24 protein-coding genes are annotated in these 26,613 nt (G+C 45.5%); 9 read left to right on the top strand and 15 right to left on the bottom strand.

Annotated elements, in window-relative coordinates; genetic code table 11:
• Positions 1 to 73: 73 nt before the first annotated feature.
• From gmk to QE357_RS00310, 3 genes are all read right to left on the bottom strand, one after another.
• Positions 74 to 646: a guanylate kinase gene (gene gmk / locus QE357_RS00320; protein ID WP_106637465.1), complete on the bottom strand. Its 573-nt coding sequence runs from the start codon at positions 644 to 646 to the stop codon at positions 74 to 76.
• Between the two features lie 149 nt (positions 647 to 795).
• On the bottom strand, positions 796 to 1,086 hold the full coding sequence (locus QE357_RS00315) for a phosphohydrolase (protein WP_309704895.1): 291 nt from the start codon (positions 1,084 to 1,086) through the stop codon (positions 796 to 798).
• 262 nt (positions 1,087 to 1,348) lie between these two features.
• Positions 1,349 to 1,972 carry a sigma-70 family RNA polymerase sigma factor gene (locus QE357_RS00310; protein WP_106637467.1) on the bottom strand — a complete coding sequence of 208 codons (624 nt, stop codon included), beginning with the start codon at positions 1,970 to 1,972 and terminating at the stop codon, positions 1,349 to 1,351.
• Positions 1,973 to 2,319: 347 nt separating this feature from the next.
• On the opposite strand from QE357_RS00310, the gene pruA reads away from it, so the two are divergent.
• From pruA to QE357_RS00295, 3 genes are all read left to right on the top strand, one after another.
• The gene (pruA, locus tag QE357_RS00305) at positions 2,320 to 3,951 is read left to right on the top strand and encodes an L-glutamate gamma-semialdehyde dehydrogenase (protein WP_106637468.1); all 1,632 of its coding nucleotides are present in this window, start codon (positions 2,320 to 2,322) and stop codon (positions 3,949 to 3,951) included.
• 103 nt (positions 3,952 to 4,054) lie between these two features.
• Entirely contained in the window at positions 4,055 to 4,903 is an 849-nt protein-coding gene (gene mazG, locus QE357_RS00300) for a nucleoside triphosphate pyrophosphohydrolase (protein WP_232793760.1), read from the top strand.
• Positions 4,904 to 4,985: 82 nt separating this feature from the next.
• A complete protein-coding gene (locus QE357_RS00295; RefSeq protein WP_309704891.1) occupies positions 4,986 to 6,251 on the top strand; it encodes a T9SS type A sorting domain-containing protein in 1,266 nt (421 codons plus the stop codon).
• Between the two features lie 52 nt (positions 6,252 to 6,303).
• Here the strand turns inward: QE357_RS00295 and QE357_RS00290 are convergent, their stop codons facing one another.
• A complete protein-coding gene (locus tag QE357_RS00290; RefSeq protein WP_309704889.1) occupies positions 6,304 to 8,868 on the bottom strand; it encodes a family 20 glycosylhydrolase in 2,565 nt (854 codons plus the stop codon).
• 172 nt (positions 8,869 to 9,040) lie between these two features.
• A complete protein-coding gene (accD, locus tag QE357_RS00285) occupies positions 9,041 to 9,895 on the bottom strand; it encodes an acetyl-CoA carboxylase, carboxyltransferase subunit beta (RefSeq protein ID WP_106637471.1) in 855 nt (284 codons plus the stop codon).
• A 439-nt stretch (positions 9,896 to 10,334) separates the two neighbouring features.
• On the opposite strand from accD, the gene fbaA reads away from it, so the two are divergent.
• The 3 genes from fbaA to QE357_RS00270 all read left to right on the top strand — a co-directional run bounded on the left by fbaA (position 10,335) and on the right by QE357_RS00270 (position 13,172).
• Complete coding sequence (fbaA, locus tag QE357_RS00280) at positions 10,335 to 11,420, top strand: class II fructose-bisphosphate aldolase (protein WP_106637472.1); 1,086 nt, start codon at positions 10,335 to 10,337, stop codon at positions 11,418 to 11,420.
• 409 nt (positions 11,421 to 11,829) lie between these two features.
• Positions 11,830 to 12,336, top strand: a complete 507-nt coding sequence (locus tag QE357_RS00275; protein ID WP_309704884.1) for a transposase — start codon at positions 11,830 to 11,832, stop codon at positions 12,334 to 12,336.
• Between the two features lie 2 nt (positions 12,337 to 12,338).
• A complete protein-coding gene (locus QE357_RS00270; RefSeq protein ID WP_309704883.1) occupies positions 12,339 to 13,172 on the top strand; it encodes an IS3 family transposase in 834 nt (277 codons plus the stop codon).
• 257 nt (positions 13,173 to 13,429) lie between these two features.
• Here QE357_RS00270 and QE357_RS00265 read toward each other — a convergent pair whose 3' ends face one another.
• Positions 13,430 to 14,131, bottom strand: a complete 702-nt coding sequence (locus QE357_RS00265) for a DNA alkylation repair protein (RefSeq protein WP_309704881.1) — start codon at positions 14,129 to 14,131, stop codon at positions 13,430 to 13,432.
• Positions 14,132 to 14,774: 643 nt separating this feature from the next.
• Between QE357_RS00265 and QE357_RS00260 the strand changes: the two genes are divergently transcribed.
• Entirely contained in the window at positions 14,775 to 15,302 is a 528-nt protein-coding gene (locus QE357_RS00260) for an NADPH-dependent FMN reductase (protein ID WP_106637473.1), read from the top strand.
• A 45-nt stretch (positions 15,303 to 15,347) separates the two neighbouring features.
• Here QE357_RS00260 and QE357_RS00255 read toward each other — a convergent pair whose 3' ends face one another.
• The 3 genes from QE357_RS00255 to QE357_RS00245 are packed head-to-tail and all read right to left on the bottom strand — an operon-like array spanning position 15,348 to position 17,805.
• On the bottom strand, positions 15,348 to 16,358 hold the full coding sequence (locus tag QE357_RS00255) for a hypothetical protein (protein ID WP_106637474.1): 1,011 nt from the start codon (positions 16,356 to 16,358) through the stop codon (positions 15,348 to 15,350).
• Between the two features lie 4 nt (positions 16,359 to 16,362).
• Positions 16,363 to 17,277, bottom strand: a complete 915-nt coding sequence (locus QE357_RS00250; protein WP_106637475.1) for a HEAT repeat domain-containing protein — start codon at positions 17,275 to 17,277, stop codon at positions 16,363 to 16,365.
• 18 nt (positions 17,278 to 17,295) lie between these two features.
• Entirely contained in the window at positions 17,296 to 17,805 is a 510-nt protein-coding gene (locus QE357_RS00245; protein WP_106637476.1) for an RNA polymerase sigma factor, read from the bottom strand.
• 328 nt (positions 17,806 to 18,133) lie between these two features.
• On the opposite strand from QE357_RS00245, the gene QE357_RS00240 reads away from it, so the two are divergent.
• Together QE357_RS00240 and gldG are read left to right on the top strand one after the other, a co-directional pair.
• A complete protein-coding gene (locus QE357_RS00240) occupies positions 18,134 to 18,457 on the top strand; it encodes a hypothetical protein (RefSeq protein WP_106637477.1) in 324 nt (107 codons plus the stop codon).
• A gap of 9 nt (positions 18,458 to 18,466) precedes the next feature.
• On the top strand, positions 18,467 to 20,131 hold the full coding sequence (gene gldG / locus QE357_RS00235) for a gliding motility-associated ABC transporter substrate-binding protein GldG (RefSeq protein ID WP_309704875.1): 1,665 nt from the start codon (positions 18,467 to 18,469) through the stop codon (positions 20,129 to 20,131).
• 123 nt (positions 20,132 to 20,254) lie between these two features.
• Here gldG and gpmI read toward each other — a convergent pair whose 3' ends face one another.
• The 6 genes from gpmI to QE357_RS00205 form a co-directional block, all read right to left on the bottom strand.
• The gene (gene gpmI / locus QE357_RS00230) at positions 20,255 to 21,781 is read right to left on the bottom strand and encodes a 2,3-bisphosphoglycerate-independent phosphoglycerate mutase (RefSeq protein WP_106637521.1); all 1,527 of its coding nucleotides are present in this window, start codon (positions 21,779 to 21,781) and stop codon (positions 20,255 to 20,257) included.
• Between the two features lie 251 nt (positions 21,782 to 22,032).
• Positions 22,033 to 22,536 carry a low molecular weight protein-tyrosine-phosphatase gene (locus QE357_RS00225; protein ID WP_309704874.1) on the bottom strand — a complete coding sequence of 168 codons (504 nt, stop codon included), beginning with the start codon at positions 22,534 to 22,536 and terminating at the stop codon, positions 22,033 to 22,035.
• Between the two features lie 118 nt (positions 22,537 to 22,654).
• A complete protein-coding gene (locus QE357_RS00220; protein ID WP_106637479.1) occupies positions 22,655 to 22,951 on the bottom strand; it encodes a septum formation initiator family protein in 297 nt (98 codons plus the stop codon).
• 109 nt (positions 22,952 to 23,060) lie between these two features.
• A complete protein-coding gene (gene eno, locus QE357_RS00215; RefSeq protein ID WP_106637480.1) occupies positions 23,061 to 24,341 on the bottom strand; it encodes a phosphopyruvate hydratase in 1,281 nt (426 codons plus the stop codon).
• A 156-nt stretch (positions 24,342 to 24,497) separates the two neighbouring features.
• Entirely contained in the window at positions 24,498 to 25,169 is a 672-nt protein-coding gene (gene udk / locus QE357_RS00210; RefSeq protein ID WP_106637481.1) for a uridine kinase, read from the bottom strand.
• 102 nt (positions 25,170 to 25,271) lie between these two features.
• Positions 25,272 to 26,576: a D-alanyl-D-alanine carboxypeptidase gene (locus QE357_RS00205; protein ID WP_309704867.1), complete on the bottom strand. Its 1,305-nt coding sequence runs from the start codon at positions 26,574 to 26,576 to the stop codon at positions 25,272 to 25,274.
• Positions 26,577 to 26,613 lie beyond the last annotated feature (37 nt).

Below are 26,613 nucleotides of genomic sequence, written 5' to 3'. Positions count from 1 at the left end.
TTTTTAGTTATAGGTTGGTTGTTGATAGTTGTTGAAAAGGGAATCTAAACAACTACTACCTAGCAACAATCAACTACTTTCCTATGAATTCCGAAACCAGGCGATTAGTTTCCGTGGTGGAGGTTTCCAGATCGTCGTTTATTAAAATAACGTCAAACTGATCCTGGAAGGACATCTCGAAACGCACTTTATAGAGACGTTTGGAAATGCTGTCTTCGGTTTCGGTACCGCGTGAACGCAGGCGTTGTTCGAGTACTTCCATGGAGGGTACTTTCACGAAAATCGACAGAGCTCTATCGCCGAAGTATTGTTTCAGCTTCAGTCCGCCTTTTACGTCTACGTCAAATAAAATCACTTTTCCGTCCGCCCAGACGCGTTCAATTTCCGATTTAAGCGTGCCATAATAGCCGCCGGGATATACTTCTTCCCATTCGGCGAAGGCATCTTCGTCGATCTTCTGTTTGAATTCGTCAATGCTCAGGAAATAATAATCTTTTCCGTGTTCTTCGGCCCGGCCACGTTTGTCGCGGGTACAGGCCGAGATAGAAAAGCCGAATTGATCGGGCTGGGAGGCCAGCAAATGTTTGACAAGTGTCGTCTTTCCGGAACCGGAAGGAGCACAGAATATAATGGCTTTACCGTTCAAACCAGTGAATTAGTTAAGGTCTGTTAATGAATAACCTCGGAGCGTACCCCGAGGTCATTGTAGCCTCAAAAATAAATCAGATGATTTAAAATCAGGTATAAAAAACGTAACTTCTTAAAAGTGAGAGAAGTAGTCTATCCGTAAAGGGTCTATTTTTCCAGGGCGTGTATTTTGCTCTTGATACAATCAGCCAGATTTTGCGGGACAGGTTTGTGTTCGACACGAAACTGTAAGGCCTCCTTGAGTGCTTTCTGGAGGTTATAACCGTTGGAACAGGGTAAGCATTTGCCCAAATTCTGGCGAACGTGTTCAATTTCCTCGGAACCGGCTTCGCCGTCCAAAACCATCTGAATGAGTTTCATGCATTCGGCGTGATTCTCACAGTGCTCTTTCTTAACCACCTTCTCTGCTTCAGCAGATGAACTGGATTCGGGTGTCATGGGAGTCATGATAACATCTAAATAATTAGCGGGTGCTTTTGTTGGCGTAAACACCACCTAGTAAACGTGGAAAACTTAGGCCACAATCAACACTACACTTTTTTGGTTCCTGATTTACAGATAATTCTTTAAAACTATATTTCTTTCTCTTAATAAACTGAAGGAGAGTAATCTAAACGATGATTCTTTGGTAAGCAGAAAAATAGGACTGCTTGCGGGCAGTCCATGCTATAGCAGATTAATCTGCTAAAAAGTTTCCAACTTATAAGGAATCTTCATCTTCCGACTCTCCACTCGTGTCATAACCCATCGACGAAGCATATGTTTTCAGCTTTTCTTTGAGTAACATCCGAGCCCGGTGCAAACGTGAACGCACCGTGCCGATAGGAATATCCAGAATTTTCGCCATTTCCTCGTAGGTAAATCCTTCTACATCGCAGAGGATCAGTACTGTACGGAAATCGACGGGTAATGCGTTCAGGGCATTGGTCACTTCATCTCCCAATAACTCCTGGACAGTTTCAGCTCGTAAGTCAGTAGTCTGGCTGGTACCAGCCATTTCTTCGGAATCATAATAGGTTTCTACCTCCTGGTAGTCAACCTTACTAGGCTCCTTTGACTTGCGGCGATAATCGTTAATAAAACTGTTTTTCAGGATCCGGAAAAGCCAGGCTTTTGCGTTGGTTCCTCGCTCAAAAGAGTTAATGAACCGAAACGCTTTCAGATAGGTATCCTGAACCAGGTCATTGGCGTCGTCCTCATCTTGAGTTAACCGAAAGGCAAAGTTATACATCGACTGGATGTGCGGCATAAGCTCTCCGTCGAAGATGTTGTACTTTTCGGTCTCTGTATATTGCCGGACGGCGATATATTCGTCGGCTGTCATGGCTGTGCTTATTTTTCGGGCTAAAGCTAAAATATTATTACGGTACAAAAGCCTGCCATCGGGGTTCTGCTGACAAAATGGCTGATAATAAAGGTTAACACACTAGAAAACTATGCCTGAACCCTGAAGGAATTCCCTATGAGGGAATCAGCAGCAGGTATGAGTGCTACTTTTGGGGAAGGAAGGGCCCGGTCTTTCCCATCAGATTCCATAGAAAAGCCGTACCTTCGCAAAGATATTGAATTATTTGACTGCATAAAGGGTTGGTTAACGTAGTGTAGATCAGACTTATTTAATAATCAATTGTCAAACGCCAGTTCTAAAATAAACTTCATCTATAAATCCTTATGTCCAACGGAATTTATAACGTCCCGATTCCTAAAAACGAACCCATTTATGGCTATGCTCCCGGTTCTCCCGAGCGTCAGAAACTGAAAGATACGCTGGCTGAACTACGGTCGAAGCAGATTGATATGCCTCTTTACATTGGGAATCAGGAAATTCGTACGGATAAAAAAGTAGCCATGACGTCTCCACACGATCATCAGCACGTGTTGGGTCATTTCTACGAATGCGATCCTCAGCACGTAACGGAGGCAATTGAGGTGGCTCTCGAAGCCCGTCATGCCTGGTCGGTATTATCCTGGGAACATCGCTTGTCTATTTTCCTGAAAGCGGCTGAGCTTTCCGCTACTAAGTACCGCTATTTATTAAACGCATCTACCATGCTGGGTCAGTCGAAAAACGCGTTTCAGGCGGAAATCGACGCGGCTTGTGAGTGGGTAGACTTCCTGCGTTTCAACGTTGCCTTCGCAACAGAAATTTACCGCAATCAACCCATTTCGCCCGACGCGACGATCTGGAACAAGGTAGAATATCGTCCACTGGAAGGTTTCGTATACGCCTTAACTCCCTTTAACTTCACGGCTATCTCAGGCAACCTGCCCGTATCGGCAGCGATGATGGGTAACGTAGTCGTTTGGAAACCTGCTCCCACGCAAATGTATTCAGCCTACGTATTGATGCAGGTGCTGAAAGAAGCGGGTGTTCCCGCCGGCGTAATTAACCTGATTCAGGGCGATGGTCCGATGATTGGTGATTTAGTATTTAGTCATCCAGAATTTGCCGGTATCCACTTTACGGGTAGCACGGCGGTGTTCAAAAGCATCTGGAAAAACATTGGCTCGAACATGGATAACTACCGTTACTATCCCCGCATTGTGGGTGAAACAGGCGGTAAGGATTTCATGATCGCTCACGAATCAGCCGATGTTAAAGCGTATGCCGCTAATTTATTACGGGCTGCTTTCGAATTTCAGGGCCAGAAATGCTCAGCTGCTTCACGGGCATATATTCCGGTAAGCCTCTGGGACTCCGTTTGGGCGGAAATGAAAGCTATGCTCGAAACGTTCAAGGTGGGTGGAACAGAAGACTTCTCCAACTTTGTAAACGCAGTGATTGACCAGCGTGCTTTCCAGAAAATCACGGGTTTTATTGATCGGGCTAAAGAAAATCCTGCGAACGAAATTATCTGGGGTGGAACGTATGATGACTCAAAAGGCTGGTTTATAGATCCTACCATCATCCTGACGAACGATCCTCATTCAGAAACAATGGAGCAGGAAATTTTCGGACCTGTTCTGACGATTTATTTATACGAAGCTGCCCAGTTTGAGGAAACGCTGTCACTCATTGACCGCACGTCTCCTTACGCTCTTACCGGAGCCGTATTTGCTCAGGATCGTTACGCCGTTGATCTGGCTACCCGTAAGCTGGTTAACTCGGCTGGTAACTTCTACATTAACGACAAGTGTACGGGAGCCGTAGTAGGTCAGCAACCTTTTGGTGGAGCTCGCGGTTCGGGAACGAACGACAAAGCGGGTTCCATGCAAAACCTGCTGCGTTGGGTATCCGCTCGTACCATTAAAGAAGGCTTTATCCCTGCTACGGATTATCGTTATCCCTTCCTGGCAGAATAAGTATAGTTTACAGTTGTCAGTTTTCCGTTATCAGTTTTGGGTTAACATTATTAACCCTGAAAATTGACAACGGAAAACTGTAAACTCAAAACACTTCCCATTCATGCAAAAAGAACTTCACGCTTCGCAGCAGCCTCGGGTTTTTGAGGAGTTATCGAGTCGTCGTAAGCAGCAGCTTATGGCTTTTGATCGGGTATTAACGATCATGGATGAACTTCGGGAGAATTGTCCCTGGGATCGGAAGCAGACGATGGATACACTCCGGCACCTGACTATCGAGGAAACCTACGAGCTTTCGGACGCGATTCTGGAGAAAGATTTACCCGAAATAAAGAAAGAGCTCGGTGATGTCTTACTGCATCTGGTATTTTACGCTAAAATCGCCTCAGAAACGGGTAATTTCGACATTACTGACGTGATGAATAGCCTGTGTGACAAGCTCGTGCACCGCCACCCTCATATTTATGGAGATGCTCAGGCCGACACCGAAGAACAGGTAAAGCAAAACTGGGAACAACTGAAAATTAAGGAAGGTAACAAATCTGTGCTGGGTGGTGTACCTTCTTCTCTTCCCGCTTTGGTGAAAGCCATGCGGATTCAGGAAAAAGCCCGTGGAGCGGGTTTCGACTGGGAAGAAAAAGAACAGGTGTGGGAAAAAGTGCGGGAGGAAATGGAAGAGTTTCAGGACGAGTTTAAAGCCGGAACCTCGCATGATTGCGAAAAGGCGGAAGGTGAATTTGGCGATGTTCTATTTTCGCTAGTGAACTACGCCCGTTTCATTAACATTAATCCCGAAACAGCCCTGGAACGCACCAACAAGAAGTTCATTTCCCGCTTTCAGTATCTGGAAGAAAAAGCTAAAGCAGATGGTAAAGTGCTGAAGGATATGACGCTGGCTGAAATGGACATCTATTGGAACGAAGCCAAGAGCTTAGGCACTACCGTTAAATAACATTTGCTACTTTCTAAGTATATATACTTGTTAATTTCTGAATAAGGTTGGACGTTTGAATGTTAAACAACCAACCTTATTTATGAAATATCTTTATTCCTTTCTTCTGCTCTGCGGGGTAAACCTAACCTATGCTCAAGTAACTACGTACTTTGAGCAGGACTTTAGTAGCTCTTCCAATGCTGCTGATTACAAAGGCGGTGGCCCCAATAAATTCACGGAGCTCATTGCCAATGGCTCCTCCACGATTGATCTTTCTTCGCAAAAGTTAACGCTTAATAAGGCCGCCGGAAGTCAGGTTCGGTTCTCTAAAACGGACAATCTGTTTACTCAAACGCCAACGATTCTTTACATTCAGTTCACGATTTCGGCCAACATTACTGAAACTTCCAACGCGACAACGCCCTACAATTACCTCTATGTGGGTAATCTCAATGACAACGGCAGCTTGCCCGCGAATGCTTCGGTCTTTGCTCGTTTAGGTTTTCACTTTAATACCCTAGGTAACTCTTTTCAATTACATGTACAGGAAGGCGGTTCAGTAAACAAAGGCCCTTATTCGGGTACGAAAACGGTTACCTGGATTATGAACGTCTCTAATGCTTCGACCTCTTACAACGATGACGAAGGCCGGGTCGGCACACTGGAAGCTAATAAAATGGACATCTGGGTAGATAACTCACTGGAATTTGATGAAGCCAGTGAATTATCCACGGGCGTTATGCCTACTGATTTCAAGTTCATCTGGAACAACAGTAATGGCACCGTCACTTTTGATAATCTGAAAATTAAGGGAAGCATGGGCCCAATGCCTGTGGAATTAGTGTATTTCAAAGCCACTCCTGTTGGGACTAAAGTGAGAATGAACTGGGCCACCAGTCAGGAGAAAAATGCTAAATCTTTCGTAGTAGAGCGGAGTAAAGATGCCGAGTTTTTTGAAGTAATCGGAACCTATGAGGCATCCGGTACGACGACGCAGCGGAACGAGTATTCAGCGGTGGATGAAGATCCATTAAGCGGAACAAGTTATTACCGGCTCCGGCAAGTGGATGAAGACGGAACCCAATACATCTGTCGGACGGTATCTGTTGTAAGGAATAGGCCGACATTTGAATGGCAGGTGATGGGTAATCCCGCCGTTTCTGCTAAAGCCATTTACGTTCAAGCCATTCAACAAATGAGTTACGAGTTGTTTTCAAAATCCGGGCAACCCGTTCCTTTGAAAGTAGATCAACTCACCAGCGAACAGACCCTACTTTCACCCATGGCCATGCTGGAAAGTGGTATGTATGTGCTTCGAGCTAGTGTCGGGAATCAGACTTCCAGCCAGCGAATTATTATTCCTTAACAAAAAGCGGTTAGAGGGAGGACTCTAACCGCTGTTACTTTATAAAATCAGCTTACTGAACCGTAACGCTACGACTGGCTTTCCCCGTTGTATCAAAACACTTCAACTTTATGGGGCCTTTAACGGCTACCGGAGCTGAATATAAGCTCGATTGTACGGTAGGTTCGGAACCGTCTGTGGTATAGCGAATTTGCAGGCCTGGGTATTCCGTATTGGCTTTTAGCATACCCTTTTCCAGAATTGCTCCGGGCGTGGGAACGCGGTAGTTATAGCCCCCGTTCAGGTAACGCAGACGAGGTAACTCGCGTTGAGCCAGGTTATTTGCAAAAACATTCCAGCCTTCTGAAATAGCTTGCTCGCGGAGGGCTTTATTTTCAATGGTTTCCCATTTCCGTTCCGCTGACCAGGCTGTTTCTGCAAAACCCATCAGTTTGGGTAAAACGTAATACTCCATCATGTCCCGACCGCGAACGGTTTCCGTCCAGAGCTGAGCTTCCAGTCCTAAAATATTCTGACGTTTCTGAAGCTTCTCTTTGCCTGAAAAATCCAGAGGCTTACCCAGCGAATTCACATACGTCGTTTTGAAATAATCGTAAGGAGCGAACGTCCAGGCATTGCGAGGCCCCACATAACCGCCCCAGTACAGACCGGGCTCGGCGGGGTCATTGTTGTAAGCCAAATCCATGTACAGGTTCGTAACGTTACAGAGCACAATGGGGTAACCTCCATTTGCCATGCGGTACCCCAGATCCAGGTCGAAGACGTTATTCCAGATGTAAGGAATGACCCCTTTCCCGGCAAACTCGGGGTTTGCTACGTATGTACCGTTCGCGTCCACATTCAAGCCTATTTCTTCCCATCCGTGTACTTCCAAATTATGCTTTTTCAGCTTGGGTAACATCTGACCGAAGAAATAACTCTGTAGATACCGGGGGCCTTTCACTTCAGGGTGTTGTTTCAGAAAAGCATCCACCAGAGGAGATTTCGTCCAGACACCCATCGGAACTTCATCACCACCGACGTGCAGAGCGTTGAGTTTCAGACCGGCTTCGTCGTATATTTTAACGACATCATTCACCACCGTTTCAAAGAAATGAGCCGCCGAAGGACGAACTACGCAAATCACGTTATCTGAATACGCCTGAGCCGAGCTGTATACGGATTTATCATCAGGATCAATCAGACGAAATTCTTCCGCCGCCTTTTTATTGCCTTCTTTCATGAAACGCTCGTAACGAGCTTCCATCGACTTAATAGCCGCCCGCGAGTGCCCGGGAAAGCCTATTTCAGGAATAATACGAATGTGACGATCATTCGCATATTGAAGAATTTCAATGAAATCTTTGCGGGTATAGTAACCGCTTCCGTACGTGTCCTTGGCGTTTGCGGTTGGGCCAGAACCATAAGCCGGAGGTAAGGCATTATCCTTGATATTCTTCACATGCTGGCGGTGTGAGCCCACTTCGGTAAGCTCAGGTAATCCGTTGATTTCCAAACGCCAGCCTTCATCTTCAGTAATGTAGAAGAGCAGGTTGTTAATTTTATAGAAAGCTAATAAATCAAGCATTCGCAGGACGCTTTCCTTGGTTTGGAAGTTACGCGAAACGTCCAGATGAACGCTGCGGAAGCCAAAACGTGGGGCATCCTGAATTTGCAGAGCGGGTAACGTAAGCGAAGCCGCAGGTTTGTTATAAGCCGCGACAGGAGCCAAAGCCAGTAAGCTCTGAACGCCATAAAATACGCCAGCGGGATCATTACCCGTAATGGTAATGCCTTCATTACTCACATTCAATTGATAAGCTTCTTTCGAAACGCCATTTACCGTAACGGGGGCAATCTTTAGTAAAATTCCTTTGCTTGCAGCCGTCGTCGCTTCTTTCAGTGGGAAGGAAGTACCCGTTAAGGATTGCAGACGGTTATTGAGGAAAGTAGCTTCTTTTTGTAATTCTTTAGCGTAATAAATGGGCCATTGGCTGCTCAGACTCACATTGCCCTGACCTTTGGTTACCTGAACGGGCATCGGCGTTAGAGCGGGTAACTGCTCGGGAGAGAGTAAAGATAAAGCTGAATTCTGCTGGTAATGATACGCCGCTGTGGGCAAAGGCATCTGGTCGTTCGGACCACGAAGGATCTGTTCTTTTTCCGTCATCGGCTCTGGGGTATATTCCGTTACCGTTTCGATGCGTTCGTTTTCGCCTTCTCCAAAAACAAAATAAAGTCCGACCGGAGCGTCGATCATTTTATTGATGGGGATTGTCCCCGCGTAAGGAATAGTTATGGAAGCTCCGGGTTTTAACTCAAAGCTTTCAGTGGGCGTGAGTTTGTACCAGTCGCCATTAATGTGCTCGACGGTGCCGGGAACGGGGGTAGTTGAAGCCAGAATCGTTCGGGGCGACATGCTAAAATACAGCGTCCATCCTTTATTGGTTAAGGTTTCTTCACCTTTATTAGTTAAGACAAACTGGGCCTGAAAGCCTGTGGTATCTTTCGGGAAATTAGTAAGGAGTTTCCAGGAAATGGCTACGCTCGATTCTCCCGAAGTTTTTTCGGAAGATTTACAGCTCAGGCATACCCAGACGCTTAGCAGAAGAAAAGCGGCAAGTAAGCTACGACGCATAAAGCAACAGGATTATCAATGTTTACGATTAAGCAAGTGGCTAAAGATACTAGACTTGAAAGATTTAAAATAGAATAATAGAGGTTAACCCTTAGAATGTGCTCATCCCATCTTAGTATCCACAAAAAAAGCCTGGATTTCCACCCAGGCTTTTCATGCATTCACTAGTACGTTAAGAAGGCTGTACCCAAATTATTTCAAGTAACTTACTCAGCCGATCTTTTAATTCTTTACGATCCACGATGAAATCAAGGAAACCGTGTTCCTGAACGAATTCAGCACTTTGGAAACCTTTAGGAAGATCCTTACCGATGGTTTCCCGAATGACGCGGGGACCTGCAAAACCAATTAAGGCACCAGGTTCGGAGATATTGAAATCGCCTAGCATCGCAAAAGATGCCGTCACGCCTCCCGTTGTAGGATCCGTTAATAAGGAGATATAAGGAATCTTTGCTTCGTCGAGCAGGGCAATTTTAGCCGAAGTTTTGGCCATCTGCATCAGCGAGAAACCTGCCTCCATCATCCGGGCACCGCCCGATTTTGAGATCATCAGGAAGGGAATCCGGTTTTTGAGGGAGTAATCCATCGCCCGGGCAATTTTCTCACCTACTACAGAACCCATCGAACCACCGATGAAGCCAAAGTCCATACAGGCAACCACCAGATCAATACCATTGATTTTGCCGTGACCCGTGCGAACGGCATCCTTCAGACCCGTTTTCTTCTCCGTGGCTTTGATACGATCGGGATACGCTTTGGTATCCTTGAAATGAAGCGGATCGCCCGAGGTCATCGTGGCGTCGAGTTCAGTATAAAGGGTATCGTCGAAGAGTAGTTCAAAGTATTCCTGAGAACCTACTTTTTCGTGGTAATTACATTTCGAGCAGGTGTAAGCCTGCATTTTGTGCTCGCGGGTATGCATGATGTTACCGCACTCGGGGCACTTGTACCAGAGCCCGTCGGGGGCTTCCCGTTTGGCTTCAGTGGGCGTTTGAATACCCTTGTCTTTCCGGGTGAACCAAGACATATTTCTGCTTCTTGTTTTGAAGTCTGAAAGGTTAAGGGAGGAGGGTATCCTCAAGTCAAGCCATTCAGCACTTGATTTAGGACATCAAAGATAGATCATTCCTGACTTGTATGCGTGGGATAGACCGAGAATTTGTACTTTTCAAGGCAGCATTAATCCAATTTTTACAGAATATTGGATTTTTTAGACCTAAAATTGAACGAACTACCCCATAATCCAGCTTATTTATAGAGATGTACTGATGATCCCTGGAAAAATGCATAAGTTTGCAACAGTTGATTTTCAATTCTTCAGAATCGGAAAGCAGCACCTCTTCTTCATCAGCATGAGATGTTAAGAGTCAATAATGGAAGAGTGCACCTACTCTAAAACCAGTGATTCAAGACTTCCTTTGATACGAGTAAAAATTATATCATAATCTCTCATTTCAACGATTGGTATGGCCAATGCAACTAAAATTGCTCCAGGTGTTCTTTCTGGAGACGCTGTGCAGGAGTTATTCGAACTCGCCAAAAAACATCAATTTGCACTTCCAGCCGTAAACGTAATTTCAAGCAGCACCGTAAACGCGGTTCTGGAGACGGCTCGTGATCTGAATTCCCCTGTAATCATTCAGTTTTCGCACGGCGGATCGCAGTTCTACGCGGGTAAAGGCCTGAAAAACGAAAACGAACAAGCCGCTATCGCGGGTGCGATCTCAGGTGCTCAGCACATCCACCTGCTGGCTGAAAAATATGGAGTTGCGGTAGTTCTTCACACGGACCACTGTGCCAAGAAAATCCTTCCCTGGATTGATGGCGTGCTGGAAGCAGGGGAGAAATTCTACGAGCAAAATGGCAAGCCTCTGTTCTCTTCTCACATGCTCGATTTATCAGAAGAGCCCCTGGAAGAAAACATCGAAATCTCTTCAAAATACCACGAGCGTATGTCAAAAATTGGCATGACTCTGGAAATTGAATTAGGGGTAACGGGTGGTGAAGAAGACGGCGTGGATAACTCTGACGTTGATTCTTCTCGTCTGTACACGCAGCCTGAAGAAGTAGCTTATTCTTACGAGAAACTGAATGCTATTTCTCCTCGCTTCACGGTAGCAGCAGCTTTTGGTAACGTTCACGGTGTATACAAACCCGGTAACGTGAAACTGCAACCCGTAATCCTGAATAACTCTCAGAAATACATTCGTGAGAAGTATAATCTGGAAGCTGAGAAACCCGTGAACTTCGTATTCCACGGTGGTTCAGGTTCTTCTCGCGAAGAAATCCGCGAAGCAATCAGCTACGGTGCTATCAAAATGAACATTGATACGGATTTACAGTGGGCATACTGGGATGGTATCTTAGGTTTCTACAAATCCAAAGAAGACTACCTACAGGCTCAAATTGGTAACCCAACGGGTGAAGATTCTCCGAACAAGAAATTCTACGATCCCCGCGTATGGTTACGCGAAGGTGAGAAGTCTTTCATTGCTCGTCTGAAAGCGGCTTTCGAAGATCTGAACGCAGTTAACGTAAACCAATACTTATAGTAGTTTGGAGTTTTGGGTTTGGTGTGTTGAGTTACTGAACCTTAACTCTTTAGAGAACGCTGGCAGATTTAGTTCTGTCAGCGTTTTTTGATTTTTCGTTGTTACTTGACTGACAATGAGGCGAAAGTTGAGAAAATAAAGGTAAGAATGACTGGGAAGCGTTTCCGTTACATAGCTCCTGCTGCCAGCTTTTCTGCTGGCAGCAGGTTTCTCAACTCAACCCCCAGTGAGTTCTTCGTTCTAAATGATAGGGAAGGGTTCTCTGCCCGTTTTGCTGCTTGAGATTATAAACCCTTGACAGATAGCTTTCGGATTATGAATCCGAAAGAGCAGTTTTATTAGGGTTTAGAAATGTAGAGACGCGACTTTGGATTGCCCCCGAAAAGTTAGACATTAACTGAAAGGAGCAATGCAAAAGAAAAAGAAGTATAGTTATGCCTTTAAGAAAGCAGCGGTGGAAGCGGCCAAGTCGAGTAAAGCATCGATTCACGCCCTAGCCCGAGCTTACGGTATTCACGAGTCCATGCTACGACGATGGATCGATGGGTATGAAGCCTTTGGGCCATCGGCTCTGGCATGCGTTTCGCATCAACATCGCTATTCCGAATCGATCAAAACTGCCGCCGTTGCCGCTTTTCTGACTCAAGACTTATCTTTGCGGGAAGTTTGTTTGACTTTTTCTCTTCGCTCGACTAGTGTGCTTCGGGGTTGGATTAACAGGGCCCTGGCAAATTACCCCCAGCAGAGCGATGAGCTTAACGATTTCCCCCCTATGGCTTCATCCCAATCGAGTCGAGTGCCCGCCAGTGAATACGAGCGAGTCGTTGAGGAGAATAAACGACTGCAGGCGGAGGTGGCTTACCTAAAAAAGTTACGAGCCTTGATTCAGGCCCAGAAAAAAGGCAAAAAGCCCTGATTGTGCATGAATTAAGGCCTGATTATGATCTATCGCTGCTACTAAGGGCCGCTCAGCTCGCCCGCAGTACGTACTACTATCAACTCAAAAGCAGGGATAGGTTAGGCAAGTATGCTCCCCATAAACAGCGGCTGAGCCAGCTTTATCAGCAACATCAGGGACGCTATGGCTACCGACGCCTGACCTCTGTTCTACGGGCAGAAGGCTATACGCTCAATCATAAAACGGTGTTCAAACTCTTGGGAGAGTTGCAGCTCAGAAGCCGGATTCGCCTCAAAAAATACCGGTCCTATCGGGGAGAAAAGGCTCCCACCACTCCCAACCTACTGAATCGGGAGTTTACAGCAGAAAAGCCTTTTGCCAAGTGGGTGACCGATGTCACCGAGTTCAAAGTGGGTGCTCAAAAACTGTATTTATCCCCCATACTAGATCTTTACAATGGTGAGATTGTCAGTTATGATCTCTCGGAGCGAGCCAATTTTAAACAGGTAAGTCGGATGCTGGAAGAGGCCTTAGCTAAATTGCCTGCTCCTACGAGGCTCTTGTTACACTCGGACCAGGGCTGGCAATATCAGATGAAACCCTATCAGAGAAGACTGAAAAAGCAGGGTCTGATCCAAAGTATGTCCAGAAAGGGGAATTGTCTGGATAATGCGGTGATGGAAAATTTTTTTGGTACGCTTAAAAGTGAGTTATTTTACCTTAACAGTTATGAATGTATCCAGGCTTTAGAAAAAGACATCAGGCAGTACATTCACTATTACAATCACCAGCGAATCCGTTTGAACCTACAGGGTATGAGTCCCGTAGACTTCCGCATCAACGCTGGCTTTTAAAACAACCGTCCAACTTCTTGGGGCTAGTCCACTTTATCGCTTCTGGGTAAAAGGCGATATTGGTTATCCACTGTTTGGAATTCCATCCTCAGCAAGACGCCATGAATGGACGTCTCTACATTTATTATTTCACCACCGTAATTTCCAGTTTCGTTGATAGCGTTTCAAACGACGTTTTATACCAAAAGCTACTATTCTGCTAAGTTCCGCAGGAAATGCTAAGGTTAAGTTGACTATCAACTACTTAGTGTCCTGCATTACTTCAGCTTTAAATAATACTGTCGTTCGGATTCGGGTAATTTTTCAAGGGCATACCGAAGCATGGTGCGGGGCATGGCAAGGGTATGTTCGTTTAAAAATTCCCGTAACACTTCCAGATCCTGCTGACCTACTTCACGGAGCATCCAGCCGCAGGCTTTGTGAATCAGATCATGTTTGTGAGAAAGCAGAGATTCAGCAATCGCCAGTGTATCGCTGTATTCTTTCTTTTTGATAAAATATAAGGTAGCGATGATAGCGACGCGAACCGTCCAAATTCGCTCGGAACGGGCGAAATCGTAAAGTAACTGCCGATCCTGGGTGTGAAGAAAAGCCCCGACAATATCCCGGGCAGAAACATCGACGAGATCCCAGTTATTGACGTATTCCAAATGAGCTAAATATGCTTCGAAAACTTCCAGTTTCTGACTCAAGTCTCCCTTTTTATATTGATCTACCCAAATGAACAGGGCCGCGGCCCGGCATTCATGGTAAGGGCTTTGGATGAGTTGAGAAACTTCTTCCAGAGGCAAAAAGCGAAACTTCTTGGCAATGCTCCGAACTTCGCCGACGGCTAATCCCAAAAAACGATCATTTTCCCCATATTCGCCCGGCCCGGTTTTGAAGTAACGAGCGACGAAGGCAGCTTTTTCAGGATTAGCCTGAATCTGAAGTGATTGAATAACGTCCTGATGAGACATGATGGAGGTAGAATGAAGGAAAAGCAAAGGTAAACGTTATCTGCAAGCAATTTCTTTCTCGGACTAGGGATATAGTTCGACAAAGACACTACCCGCTTTTTTGCTGATCGCATAGCTCATGCTGCCAGCCACTATTACCTTTATTTCCTCAACTTTCGATTCATTATTAGGCAAGATCTGCTCTTGCGTTCGAGAGATTGATCAGGTAAAGAAAAGAGATATTAACAACTGCAAGCACCCCTCCCTGTCATTCAGAGCAAAGCGAAGAACCTTATTAGGATTTGAGGTAACTTCGCTACCAGTAGGACTCATGGCGTCCCTCAGGCTACCAGCATAAAAGTGGGTAGTGGTTTAATAGGGATAAAAAATTTAGACACGCGATGAAGTCGCGTCTGGGTAGAGGCGGTTATGGTTGCTGCGTAGGATTACAAATCCCTGACAGATAGCTTTCGGATTATAAATCCGAAAGAGCGGTTACTTAGTTGCGAACAATGATAGAATAAATTGCTATAGAAAAGTTTAGAGAAAGACTGCAACTTTAAATTTCAAATGCAGGTTGCTGATTATTATTTATTAGTATCAAGCATTCCTGCTACCCTAGAAATAGGTATTGAATTGACACTCAGAAAAGATAATAGTATCCATGATTACCATCGTTTCCTCGACCAATCAGAAAAACTCCCGTAGTAGGCAGGTGGCTGAATATTACCGTCAGCAAATACAGGCGGCAGGGGCGGATGCCCGCGTAGTAGACCTAGCAGATTTGCCCGTTGATTTTATTGAATCGGCCCTTTACGGGAATTTTGGCAAGCACGATGCCTTCAATGCTGTGCGTGATCTGGTGGAAGGAGCCAGCAAACTGGTCTTTGTTTTGCCTGAATATAATGGTTCGTTTCCCGGCGTGCTGAAGGCTTTTATAGACGGCTTTCACTATCCCAGCAAGCTGAGCGGCAAGATGGTAGCCTTGGTCGGTATTTCGGATGGGGGAAGTGGAAATCCCTTGGGTATGAGTCACCTGACGGATATCCTAAGTTTTATGAACGCCACGGTTTTAGGCTTACGGGTTAAGATTCCTTTTCTGAAAAAGAACTGGGTAGAAGGTGAGATTCAGGATGAGTTTATCAAAACCTTACTGAAGCAACAAATTGAAATGCTGGTGAAACTTCCTTAACGAAAAAGAGCAGACTTAGTAGCCTGCTCTTTTTCATTAAGCTGATTATTTTCGCTTTCGGAGGTAGATATTACCCATCGAAGATTTTAAGGTAATTGAAACGCCGGGAGCATTAATGATACCTTTGGTTGCGTTACCGTTGATATAAATGTTGTTAATGGTAAATGGCTTTGCACTGGCGAAGCTAAGAATTTGATTATTATCCGTTTGAATGTTTACATCTTTCGTGCTAATGCTTATGGAAGAGGCAGATGAATTAGAAGCCGAATTATTTTTAGAACTAGTTGCTCCTTTGGCTAGATTTTCACTGTCTTTTCTTCTGGAACCAGAACCCACTACGACTAACCCATCTACACTTTGGGACTCACTTTGTTTGGCTTCTTTTTCAGGCAAAGGCAGTAGGTCAAAATCTGTGAAAGCATTACCCTGCGAAGCATCCAGAATGACGGAGGCCTTGGTGTCCGATGGGAGACTTACATCAATGGCCTCATGACTCGTAGACAGGGAAATCGGCTTATTCTGATTTACCTTACTAAATTGAGCACTGATTTTTCCCATCGTTGAATAAGCAATAACCGGACCTGTGATGTCTTTCAGATTGATATTCGTAGAGGCCGTACGAACTTCAATTTCTCCCTCAATACCCGTAATTGTTAATTCGTCATCATTGGCAAAGAAATTATTACCCGATTTCCAGAGTAAATCAGTGTTTTTAGGTAGACGAATGACATACGAGACCTCGTCCTGCCGAAGAGCCGTTTTAAAAATAGTTACCCCATTTTCCGTTTGCGAGGAAAGGTTAATACCGGTATTATCCGTACCTCCGGCCCCCACAGCCTTTAGCCCTTCCGCTTCTTTAGGTGGGGGCGTAATGCCCTTGGCTTCAATAACAATATCAGTGCCCTCGTATCCCTGAATGGCTACTTCTGCATTACTGATCAGAAAAGAAACTTTCTTCGTTTTAAGAGGCATACGGTATGTTTTGGTCTCTTTTTCTTCCTGAGCCAATGCCGAATATGCCGAAAGAAGCAGTGTAAGTATGAAAACCTTTTTCATGACGTTAGATCGTTAGTAGTTGAATACTCTGTTGAGCTTGTTTGCGAATGATGGGGTCAGCGGCTTCGTCTTCTGCTAGTTGTTTCAGGCGAGGTAAGGCCGCTGTTTCTTTGTTGATGACAAGCGTTTCCATTACGCTTATCTGTTCGGGTAACTCCGAGGCGGCATTCAGCCGGGCCAGTAAGGCTTTCCGAACCGATGGATTTTTGCCGTAACTCTTTAACGTTTCCAGCGTGGCCAGGCGAACGTTAATGTTTTCATCCTTGCGAAGGGTTTGAGCCAGTGCTTGTAATAAATCGGGTGGGAGAGAGGGCATATTACTGGCGTATTGCAGTCCTTTCAACCGCTCGGCTGCTGACTCTTTTCGGAGTAAGCCGAGCACCACTAATTCCTGGGTAACTTTTAATTCTTTGCGGAGCGTGGCTACTTCCTGTTGTACTTTTTTGATGGAAACGTCTTTCGTTTCCTCTTTGGTAGAGGGCTCTAGCTGAGCCACTTCCTCCGCAGGTGGTGTTTCCAAAGGTCGATAAGAGGGCTTTTCGATGGTTACGGTCTGCGTCTTGATTTCGGGAGCTACTGTCATTCGTCCCAGCCAGAACATGATTCCAAAAGCAGCCAGAACGGCGGCATAAGGCCAGTAAACTCGCTTTTTAGGAAGCGGAATAACGTTTGCCTCCTGTTGATGCTGACTTTCAAGCGTCTGATTCTCCTTTTCCCGATCCAGCAAAGCGTAAAAAGCCGTGTCTAATCCTGCATCTGGTTCTACCTCGTAACGCTGAACATCCCGCCAGATTTTTTCGAGACTTTCGGCTTCCTGGCGGAGGGGTAAATCGCTGGCAAGCATCTCTTCAAAAGCCAATCGCTCGGGTTCGGATAACCTGCCCAGCAGATAGTCAATTAATAAAGTATCTTTTTCCATGACATGAACAGGGAATAATTAATCATTGATCTGGAAATACAATTCACGTAATTTCTGGAGTCCCCGAAAGGCCCGCACCTTTACATTAGCTACGGAAAGGCCCAGTACCTGCCCGATTTCTTCGTAACTCATATTCTGAAAGCGGCTGAGCAGCAACACTTCCCGGTATGAATCAGGGAGAAGCTCCAGAGCCTGATGTAACCGCTGGTGATAGGCTTCGCTTTCATCTTCTTCCAGCAGGATATCAGGAAATTCGTTCGTGTGATGCCGCAGCGTTTTCAGATGGTCGTTATAGATGTTTCGGGCCAACTCATAGATCCAGGTTCGAAAAACTGCCCCTTCCCGGAAGGTATGCCGATACCGCAACAACCGCAGGAATACCTGCTGGGTGAGATCGCGGGCAATATCCCGGGATGATTGCCGATAGAGAAAGAAATTCAGCAACGACTTTTTGTAACGTTCGTACAAAATGGCGGCTTTGTCGAGGTCTCCTTCACTTACGGCCTGCATGGCCTGTTCGTCGGTCATGGAAGCGGGGTTAACAGATGGTTGATTTTGTAAAAGGGTACTTCGGGAAAAGCGAAAGGTTACAAGTTAGGGAAAGAAAATTTTTAGAAGGCTTGCGAGCAGCACTCTACCATGAAATTGACCTCCTATGATTTAGGCCTTAAGGTAAACTATAGAATTTTATATTTTACTTTACGGGCTTAAAGTAAAATATAGCCAGCTATATTTTACTTTATACCTCTTATCAGCGGGTTACTCGGACAAGTCATTTTCCTTTTTTGAGGAAAATAAAGCCCTATACTACGATAACCTGACCAGGGTTAGAGATAAAAATGATCTGTTACAATGGTTGAAATATTTTCTCGTTGGAATAGAAAAGACTAGTAAAACGGCTTGCGATACGTTAGGTAAAATCTTAGGGTTAAAAGAAAAATACGAAATTGAAATCCGAACTACACTAGGCCGCAAATTCACATCAGGGCTAACGCTGATGTCAGCTTTATTTCAAAATCCGGTTATTCGGGTGAAAGATGTACAGACGATCTGTCATTTGAGCCCTAAAGCTGCGGGAGAGTTAACCGCTGATTTTGAGAAATTAGGCATATTGAAAGAATTAACCGGATTCTCAAGAAACCGGACTTTTGTTTTTAGTGACTATCTCAGCTTGTTCTGAGCCTAGAATATGATGAAATCCAAGTACCTGCGTCCCCTGCTATTAGTGATTGGAGTGGTAGCCCTGAATGTGCTGGCCGGTTTTTTCTATTTCCGTCTCGATTTAACGGAAGACCGCCGCTACAGTCTTTCGGATGCCACCCGAAATATACTTGACCAGCTCGATGACGAGGTGTACGTGAAAGTATACCTCGACGGTGATTTGAACCCTGGTTTTCGGCATCTGCGGGAATCCATTCGAGAAACGCTGGAAGAATTTAAAGCTCATTCCGGTGGTCACCTCGATTATCGATTTATTGATCCTTCGGCTGAAACAGATGCCAAGAAGCGAAATGCCTTATACGAAGCCTTGACTGAGAAAGGTTTAATCCCTACGAATGTAGTAGAAGGGGGCCAAGACAGTCGCTCGCAGAAGCTGGTGTGGCCGGGAGCTTTATTAACCTTTCAGAATAAGGAGACTTCGGTTCAATTACTGAAAGGAAATATCTCGCAGTCGGCTCAGGAAAATCTGAATCTTTCGGCTGAAAACGTGGAATACTCGCTGGCTACGGCTTTGCGGGAGTTAACCCAGAAAGAAAAAAAGCGGATTGGGTTATTATCTACACTCTCCAAAAAACTGAATCCCGTGCGGATTTCGGATTTGATTGTGGCTCTGCAAAAGAACTACGATATTTTTCAGGTGAACCTGCAAACCTCGCCTAATCTAGATGGGCTGGATGCGGTACTGGTCATCAAACCCGATCAGGAGTTTTCGGAGGACGATCAGTTAAAGCTCGATCAGTTTATTGTGCACGGAGGTAAAGCTCTGTTCTTCATGGATGCTGTGCAGACCGATTCGGTAGGACGCGAAGGTGTGTATGCTCAGCCAACGAATCTGAAAATTGATGAGTTATTATTCCGTTATGGGCTCCGGGCTAACTCGGTAGTCGTGAAGGATATGCTCTCGGCTCAAATTCCGCTAAACGTCGGAACGATGGGCGATAAGGCTAACATTCAGCTCATGCCCTGGCGGTTTTATCCTTTGCTGAATTCGTACGGTAAATCACCCATTACCCGTAATCTGGATGCTTTATACGGGCGTTACGTAGGTTCACTCGATACCGTAGCGGCGGAAGGCATTCGAAAAACGCCGCTGGTATTTACCTCCGCCTATACCCAAACCCTACGGGCTCCGGCCGTTATTCCTTACAACGAAGCGGGCCGCAAACCTGATCCAACGCAGTATACGGGTGGGCCCAAAGCGGTGGCCTATTTGCTGGAGGGTAAGTTTTCGTCATTATTCCGCAATCGATTATTACCCGACGACCCTCGCTCGAAAGGGTTTGCCGTTCAGGATAAACCGTCCAAAATTGTAGTAGTAGCTGACGGGGATTTAGCTCTCAACGATTTCGATCCGAAACGTCAGGTACCTTTGCCCTTGGGTTTTGACCGCTTCAGCCCCGATCGCCACATCTATGCCAATAAAGATTTTATCCTGAATGCAGTGGATTATCTGCTCGATGACAACGGAGTAATTACGGCCCGAACGAAAGAATTCAAGTTACGGCCGCTGGACAAAGTAGAAATAGAAGAAAACAAAATGGTCTGGCAAGTATTAAACTTGTTAGGTCCACTAGTCTTCATTGTTCTGTTAGGCGGTGGCTGGTATTTCTGGCGACAGAAGCAGTTCAGTTAATGGTTAATGTTTAGGGGTTAATAGTTGTTGGTTATTAGTTCCTGGATAATAACCTGACTTAATAGATAAAAAGCCGTCTGAATTTCTTATTCGGACGGCTTTTATTTGTATAACTAACAACAACTAAACCAAAACGTCGCCAGTCATGATTTCGGGTTTTTCGATGCCCATTAAGGCCAGAATCGTTGGTGCGATGTCGCCGAGCTTTCCGTTTTTAATGGATTTATGGTCGTCATCCAGCAGAATACAGGGAACCAGGTTCAGACTGTGCTGAGTGTTTGGACTTCCGTCGTCGTTAATCATGTAATCGGCATTACCGTGGTCTGCTAATACAATAACGGAATAGTGACTGTTACGAGCTGCCGTCACTACGGCATTCAGCGATACGTCAACTGATTCACAAGCGGCTACTACGGCTTCAAAGCTACCCGTATGGCCTACCATGTCAGGGTTGGCAAAGTTTAGACACACGAAATCTGCCGATCCTTTTTCCAGTTCAGGAACCAGGGCATTACGAACGTCATATACCGACATTTCGGGTTTGAGATCGTACGTAGCCACTTTAGGCGAAGGGCACAGAATTCGGTTTTCGCCTTCGAAGGGTTCGTTACGGCCTCCTGAGAAGAAAAAGGTTACGTGCGGATATTTCTCGGTTTCAGCGATACGAATCTGCGTTCTGCCCGCTTTGGAAATGATTTCTCCTAACGTATAAGGCAGGTTCGAATCATCGAAAATGACGTTTACACCCGTGAATGACTTGTTATAATTCGTCATCGTCAGGTAACGAATATCTAACTTGCTCATGCCATATTCCGGGAAGTTTTCCTGCGTAAGAGCTTTGGTAATTTCCTGTGGACGATCGGTACGGTAGTTGAAGCAAATCACTACATCACCTTCCTGAATGGTTGCAACGGGCAGGTTGTTTTCGGTAATAACGATGGGCTGGATGAACTCATCGGTAACCCCTTGCAAATACGACGTTTCAAGCGTAGAAATTAACTGGCTGGCCTCAACGGGTTGACCAATCCCTTTCACCATCACATCGTAAGCCAGTTTGATACGTTCCCAGCGATTATCACGATCCATGGAATAATACCGTCCGGTTACGCTGGCAATTTTACCCACTGAAGTAGGAAGGAAGGCCTGTAAGTCAGACAAATACTTTACACCAGATTTAGGATCGGTGTCGCGTCCATCGGTGAAGGCGTGGATGAATACGTTCTCCAGACCATTGTCTTTCGCCACATTGCAAAGAGCCTTGAGGTGATTGATGTGAGCGTGAACGCCCCCATCAGAAACCAGACCCAGGAAGTGAACGGGTTTATGATTAGCCTTAGCAAATTCGAGAGCTTCTACCAGTACAGGTTCGTGGCGAAGGGTATCTTGCTCGATAGCGTCATTGAGACGAACCAGACTTTGTTTGACGGTACGACCCGCTCCGAGGTTCATGTGACCTACTTCGGAATTACCAAACTGACCTTCGGGCAAACCTACTTCGGGACCGAAAGTCACCAGCGTAGAGTGTGGATAATTCGCGAATAACGAATCGTAAAAGGGGGTCTGAGCGGCAATGATGGCCGAACGATCTTCCTCGCCTTGTTTGGCAATGCCCCAACCGTCGAGGATAACTAACAGAACTTTTTTGCTCACGATATTTCGGGAATGAGAATGAATCAGGTACAATGTTGGTACAGACAAAGTTAAACCGAAGCCGTTAGAATCGAAGCAGAAGTTTAGAAAAGGCTAAAAAAGCATTAGAAACCCCAACCCGTAGAGACGCGATTAATCGCGTCTGGGCTAGAAATCGTGGTAATCCAACCCAGCAGTCACTCGGCAAAACCGAGCGACTGCCGAGAGCACCTCTACTCAAACAAAAAAAAGACGCGATACAATCGACGTCTCTACTGTAAATGGTGTTTCTTAATGATCCAGTCCAGCAGTTTTTCGGTACTGCGTTTGGCAATCTGGTAGACCTCTTCAAAAGCCTCATCTGGTTCGTAATACGGATCGGGCAGGGAAGGAATACCGCGTGAAACCTCCACAAAGGGATCAAATTTTCGCAATAGAAAAACCTGTTCGTGCGAAGGATACGACCCACTGAATCGGTGCGACATGGCGTGAATGTTATCGAAATTCGAGTCATCCATGCCGATGATATAGTCAAAATCCGTAAAGTCTGATTTTCGCAATTGCTTGGCCCGGTGGTCTAGCTTTAGTCCGTGCGATTCAGCATTAGCACACGTCCGGCGATCAGGACGATTCCCAATCTCGTAGGTACTTGTCGCTGCCGAATCGCAGTAAATCTGATCCGTAAGGCCGCGATCTTCTACTGCTTTCTTAAACAAAGCCTCCGCTAGCGGAGACCGACAAATATTACCTAAACAAACAAAAAGGACTCTAACCATAAGCGTTTCTAGGTTTGGAGTTTTGAGTTAGCAAATAGATGTTGAGACTAAAGGCTTTAACCATACTGATTATTGCGAGCATAATAACTCAAAACCCTAAACTCAAAACATCGCCAACTTATTCTACAGGATTCCCCTCTTCGTCTACGAGTACGAAAACTTCTTCGTTATCTTTCTTCATCATGTACTTCTCGCGAGCGAAGGTTTCCAGGGATGCGTCGGATTCGGTGATTTCCTGCCGCTCTTTATGGACACGGACGATTTCCTTTTCCATGAACTCTTTCTGAGCTTCCAGCTCCGAAAGCTCGTGGCTCATCTGATATTTTTTCAGCGGATTATAATCACTCAGGGCAATCAAAACGACCCAGATGGTGATCGCTATGACGGGAAATTTGGGAGGCCAGACGCGAAACATAGGCTGCTCAGAAAGTTAAAAATGAAAGCGTTACTTACTCTGTAAACGAAAAAAAGGGCTATGGGTTTAAGCCAATGCTCAAATCCATAGCCCTTCTCAGGTATTCTAATTAAAACGCTTTGATACCGGGGAAGTAAGCTGAATCGCCTAATTCTTCCTCGATGCGGATTAATTGATTGTATTTTGCCATACGGTCAGAACGAGAAGCAGAACCCGTTTTGATTTGACCCGTGTTCAGAGCAACTGCTAAGTCAGCGATAGTTGCATCTTCCGTTTCACCTGAACGGTGAGACATGATGTTTTTATAGCTGTTACGCTTGCCTAAGTTAACGGTATCAATCGTTTCGGTTAACGAGCCAATTTGGTTTACTTTCACCAGAACGGCGTTCGCTACACCCTGCTCGATACCCATTTCCAGACGCTTCACGTTTGTTACGAATAAATCGTCACCCACTAACTGCGTTTTAGAACCGATGCTGTCAGTCAGAGCTTTCCAGCCAGCCCAATCGTCTTCGGCCATACCATCTTCAATGGAGATGATGGGGTATTTGTTCACCCACTCTGTCCAGTAAGAAACCAGCTCAGAAGAAGTTAATTCTTCTTTCGTTGATTTTTTGAAGATATACTTACCCGTTTCAGCGTTGTAAAGCTCAGATACAGCCGCATCCATAGCGATGAATACGTCTTCTCCTGGACGGTAACCCGCTTTTTCGATGGCTTGTAATACCGTTTCCAGTGCCTCTACGTTTGACTGGATGTTAGGAGCGAAACCACCTTCATCACCCACGTTCGTAGAGTAACCTTTTGATTTTAATACGCTTTTCAGGGCATGGAATACTTCCGTTCCCATACGGAGGGATTGCGAGAACGTTTCTGCTTTAGCAGGAACGACCATGAACTCCTGGAAGTCAATAGCGTTATCCGCGTGAGCACCACCGTTGATGATGTTCATCATCGGAACGGGCAACGTGTTCGCGTTTACGCCGCCGATGTAACGGAACAAGGGCAGACCTGCTTCCTGAGCAGCCGCTTTAGCAACGGCTAAAGATACGCCTAAGATGGCGTTAGCTCCCAATTTGCCTTTGTTTGCCGTACCGTCGAGTTCAATCATGATTTTATCAATCATGTTTTGCTCGAATACAGAAATACCAAGAATTTCAGGGTAGATCAGTTCGTTGACATTCTCAACGGCTTTCAATACACCTTTACCCAGGTATACTGACTTATCGTCATCGCGAAGTTCAACGGCCTCGTGTACGCCCGTAGAAGCTCCAGAGGGAACCGCCGCACGGCCTAAAAAGCCATTTTCAGTGCGAACGTCAACTTCAACGGTCGGATTTCCACGCGAATCCAGAATCTGGCGGGCGTGTACGTACTGAATCGTACTCATAGATAAAGAAAAGTTTATGGTTATTTCCTGTCTAAAAAAGGAATGAAAGAAAGGTAATCGGATGCTCTTTCTTTACTCCGCAAAATGCGTTGCAAAGTAACGCATTTTGCCAGTGGTCTGAAAGCCCTAAAAAATCAATTTTCCCAGGAAGCTTTTTTAATGCTCAGAATTGGAAGGCATGTCCACCGAATTTGGGCCTGTCTGATTCGAAATCAGCATTTTCAAATAATGCACCAGCATATCGAGTCCCTTTTGAAAATGATCATTATTAGGAATAACCAGATCGGCCTGAGCCCGGAAAGGTTTGATATATTTCTGGTACGTTGGTTTGACGTGGTGTTCCCAGCGATATAATACATCATTAATGTCGTAACCCCGCTCTTCCGAATCCCGGCGAATCCGGCGGTTGAGCTTGATTTTATTTTTAGCATCAATGAATACCTTCAAATCAAGCATGTTCGCAATTTCTTCGAAATAGAAAACGAAAATACCTTCTACCACAATAATCGGCGTAGACTTGAACGTCAGCATCGCCGGAATAAGGTCGGGATTATTAAAGGTGTATTCTAGTTTCTGAACGTCCTTGCCTTCCCGTAAGTCGTGAATATGCTGGGCATATTGTTGAAAATCAATGGACTCGGGTAAGTCAAAATTATGAACCCCGTGGCGGTCCAACGGAATTTCGTGCCGCGGGCGGTAGTAATTATCCTGAGAAATTAAGGTGATTTCTTCCTGTGGAAAAGCCGATAAAAGGCTTTTCAAAAACAACGTTTTACCTGACGCACTACCACCAGTAATGCCAACAATGAAAGGTTTTTGCGACTGCATGTATTGTGGATTTCCGGTGCAAAAATACGCAACATTTACATAAGCCACGCGACAGGATTTGAAAAGCTGGTTTTATAACCCTGATTTTCAGATTCCGTGCACTTAATACTTTTCCCGAATCTGGGTCAAAATTCGTTCCATATCGCGGCGAATTTCGCTGGTAGGGCGGTTAAAGTTATTGTTCATGAAACTGAATAACAACGTCTTCCCACTTTTAGTCAGTAAGTAACCGCTCAGGTTATAAACGCCTGATAACGAACCTGTTTTGGCAAAAATGAAGGGCTTCCCGTCGGCGGATTTATACGCATTTTTTATGGATCCGGCCTGGCCGCCAATGGCTAGTAAAGGGAAAATTCGCTCGGCTGGATATTCGGTGTACATTTTTTCCAACAGACGAATAATGCTTTTGGGCGTAAAGAGGTTATACCGCGAAAGCCCGGAGCCATCGGCCCAGTTGGGGCGATCAGGCAAATCGGTCAGGTGATTTTTGAGGACGTAATCAATGGCGGTTTTGCTTTGAAAAGGCTGCTCTATTTTCGAACAAACAAGCATGAGAATTTGCTCAGCCACGAAGTTATCGGAAGGTTGCAGCATGTGTTTGTAAAGCGTATCCACCGAAATGGAGGAAAGACTTTGATACACTTTGGTAGAAAATGAGGGTAATAAAGTTATCCGTTTATGCAAAGTATCGCTTACGAGTTGAGTGGTTAATACAGATGAAGTCTGAAAAGGTACGTGCTGTTCAAAATGAGCAGGCACTACACCAGAAGTACCCGTGAACTGATTACTCATCCAGTTACGACGAACCTGGAATGTAGCATGGCTGGTGTCTTTTTCAAGTACGAATGATTGGGGAATAGCGTTAATCGCTAGTTTATCGGAAGCCAAGAAACGAACCACGTTGCCATAGACGGGTAAGGCACTGATTTCGGGCTGGTAATAATCCTGGTAATCATTCCAGGCCCAGCCGCTACCGAAGGGTCTTTGAGGGAAATGACCCGGCCAGTAAAACAGCTTTTCCGGGCGGCGGGCTAAAAATTCCAGAGCTTTACTGCTGGGAACATTGACGTTTAGTAATGTCGGGTCGCCCGTTCCCCAAAAAATCAGAGAATCATTTCGAACGAGGTACCGCAGAGCTTCTACCGAATCGCCCAGCGTTTTAAGTCCGGCATAAAAAGTAAAAAGTTTGGTATTGGAAGCGGGGACAAAGTAACGTTCGGCGTTGTGGGCATAAAGCGTCTGCTTTCGGTCGGGGTCGTAGAGCATAAGCCCAGCGTGGTGATTTCCAAACGTAACCGAAGTCCAGAGTGAATCCAGGTTTTTCAGGGAAGAGGTTCGCTTGCTCACGGAACAGGAAGTCAGCGAAAGCGTGAGGACTACCGAACTGATAATGACTAGTAACTTCATAGGAACAGAAAGGGGAAGCCACTGACTTCCCCGATTC

This window comes from Siphonobacter sp. SORGH_AS_0500, from assembly GCF_031453245.1.
Classification (GTDB): domain Bacteria; phylum Bacteroidota; class Bacteroidia; order Cytophagales; family Spirosomataceae; genus Siphonobacter.
Note: the sequence above shows the minus strand (reverse complement) of the source record. Positions and strands in the feature narration are given on the sequence as shown.

Excerpts from the sequence above, each read along its gene's own strand:
- eno (WP_106637480.1), bottom strand. The coding sequence starts at position 24,341 with ATGAGTACGATTCAGTACGTACACGCCCGCCAGATTCTGGATTCGCGT.
- QE357_RS00255 (WP_106637474.1), bottom strand. The coding sequence starts at position 16,358 with ATGAAAAAGGTTTTCATACTTACACTGCTTCTTTCGGCATATTCGGCA.
- QE357_RS00265 (WP_309704881.1), bottom strand. The coding sequence starts at position 14,131 with ATGTCTCATCAGGACGTTATTCAATCACTTCAGATTCAGGCTAATCCT.
- QE357_RS00315 (WP_309704895.1), bottom strand. The coding sequence starts at position 1,086 with ATGACACCCGAATCCAGTTCATCTGCTGAAGCAGAGAAGGTGGTTAAG.
- gldG (WP_309704875.1), top strand. The coding sequence starts at position 18,467 with ATGATGAAATCCAAGTACCTGCGTCCCCTGCTATTAGTGATTGGAGTG.
- QE357_RS00225 (WP_309704874.1), bottom strand. The coding sequence starts at position 22,536 with ATGGTTAGAGTCCTTTTTGTTTGTTTAGGTAATATTTGTCGGTCTCCG.
- accD (WP_106637471.1), bottom strand. The coding sequence starts at position 9,895 with ATGTCTTGGTTCACCCGGAAAGACAAGGGTATTCAAACGCCCACTGAA.
- QE357_RS00310 (WP_106637467.1), bottom strand. The coding sequence starts at position 1,972 with ATGACAGCCGACGAATATATCGCCGTCCGGCAATATACAGAGACCGAA.
- mazG (WP_232793760.1), top strand. The coding sequence starts at position 4,055 with ATGCAAAAAGAACTTCACGCTTCGCAGCAGCCTCGGGTTTTTGAGGAG.
- QE357_RS00260 (WP_106637473.1), top strand. The coding sequence starts at position 14,775 with ATGATTACCATCGTTTCCTCGACCAATCAGAAAAACTCCCGTAGTAGG.
- pruA (WP_106637468.1), top strand. The coding sequence starts at position 2,320 with ATGTCCAACGGAATTTATAACGTCCCGATTCCTAAAAACGAACCCATT.
- udk (WP_106637481.1), bottom strand. The coding sequence starts at position 25,169 with ATGCAGTCGCAAAAACCTTTCATTGTTGGCATTACTGGTGGTAGTGCG.
- QE357_RS00295 (WP_309704891.1), top strand. The coding sequence starts at position 4,986 with ATGAAATATCTTTATTCCTTTCTTCTGCTCTGCGGGGTAAACCTAACC.
- QE357_RS00275 (WP_309704884.1), top strand. The coding sequence starts at position 11,830 with ATGCAAAAGAAAAAGAAGTATAGTTATGCCTTTAAGAAAGCAGCGGTG.
- QE357_RS00245 (WP_106637476.1), bottom strand. The coding sequence starts at position 17,805 with ATGACCGACGAACAGGCCATGCAGGCCGTAAGTGAAGGAGACCTCGAC.
- QE357_RS00220 (WP_106637479.1), bottom strand. The coding sequence starts at position 22,951 with ATGTTTCGCGTCTGGCCTCCCAAATTTCCCGTCATAGCGATCACCATC.
- QE357_RS00205 (WP_309704867.1), bottom strand. The coding sequence starts at position 26,576 with ATGAAGTTACTAGTCATTATCAGTTCGGTAGTCCTCACGCTTTCGCTG.
- QE357_RS00250 (WP_106637475.1), bottom strand. The coding sequence starts at position 17,277 with ATGGAAAAAGATACTTTATTAATTGACTATCTGCTGGGCAGGTTATCC.
- QE357_RS00290 (WP_309704889.1), bottom strand. The coding sequence starts at position 8,868 with ATGCGTCGTAGCTTACTTGCCGCTTTTCTTCTGCTAAGCGTCTGGGTA.
- fbaA (WP_106637472.1), top strand. The coding sequence starts at position 10,335 with ATGGCCAATGCAACTAAAATTGCTCCAGGTGTTCTTTCTGGAGACGCT.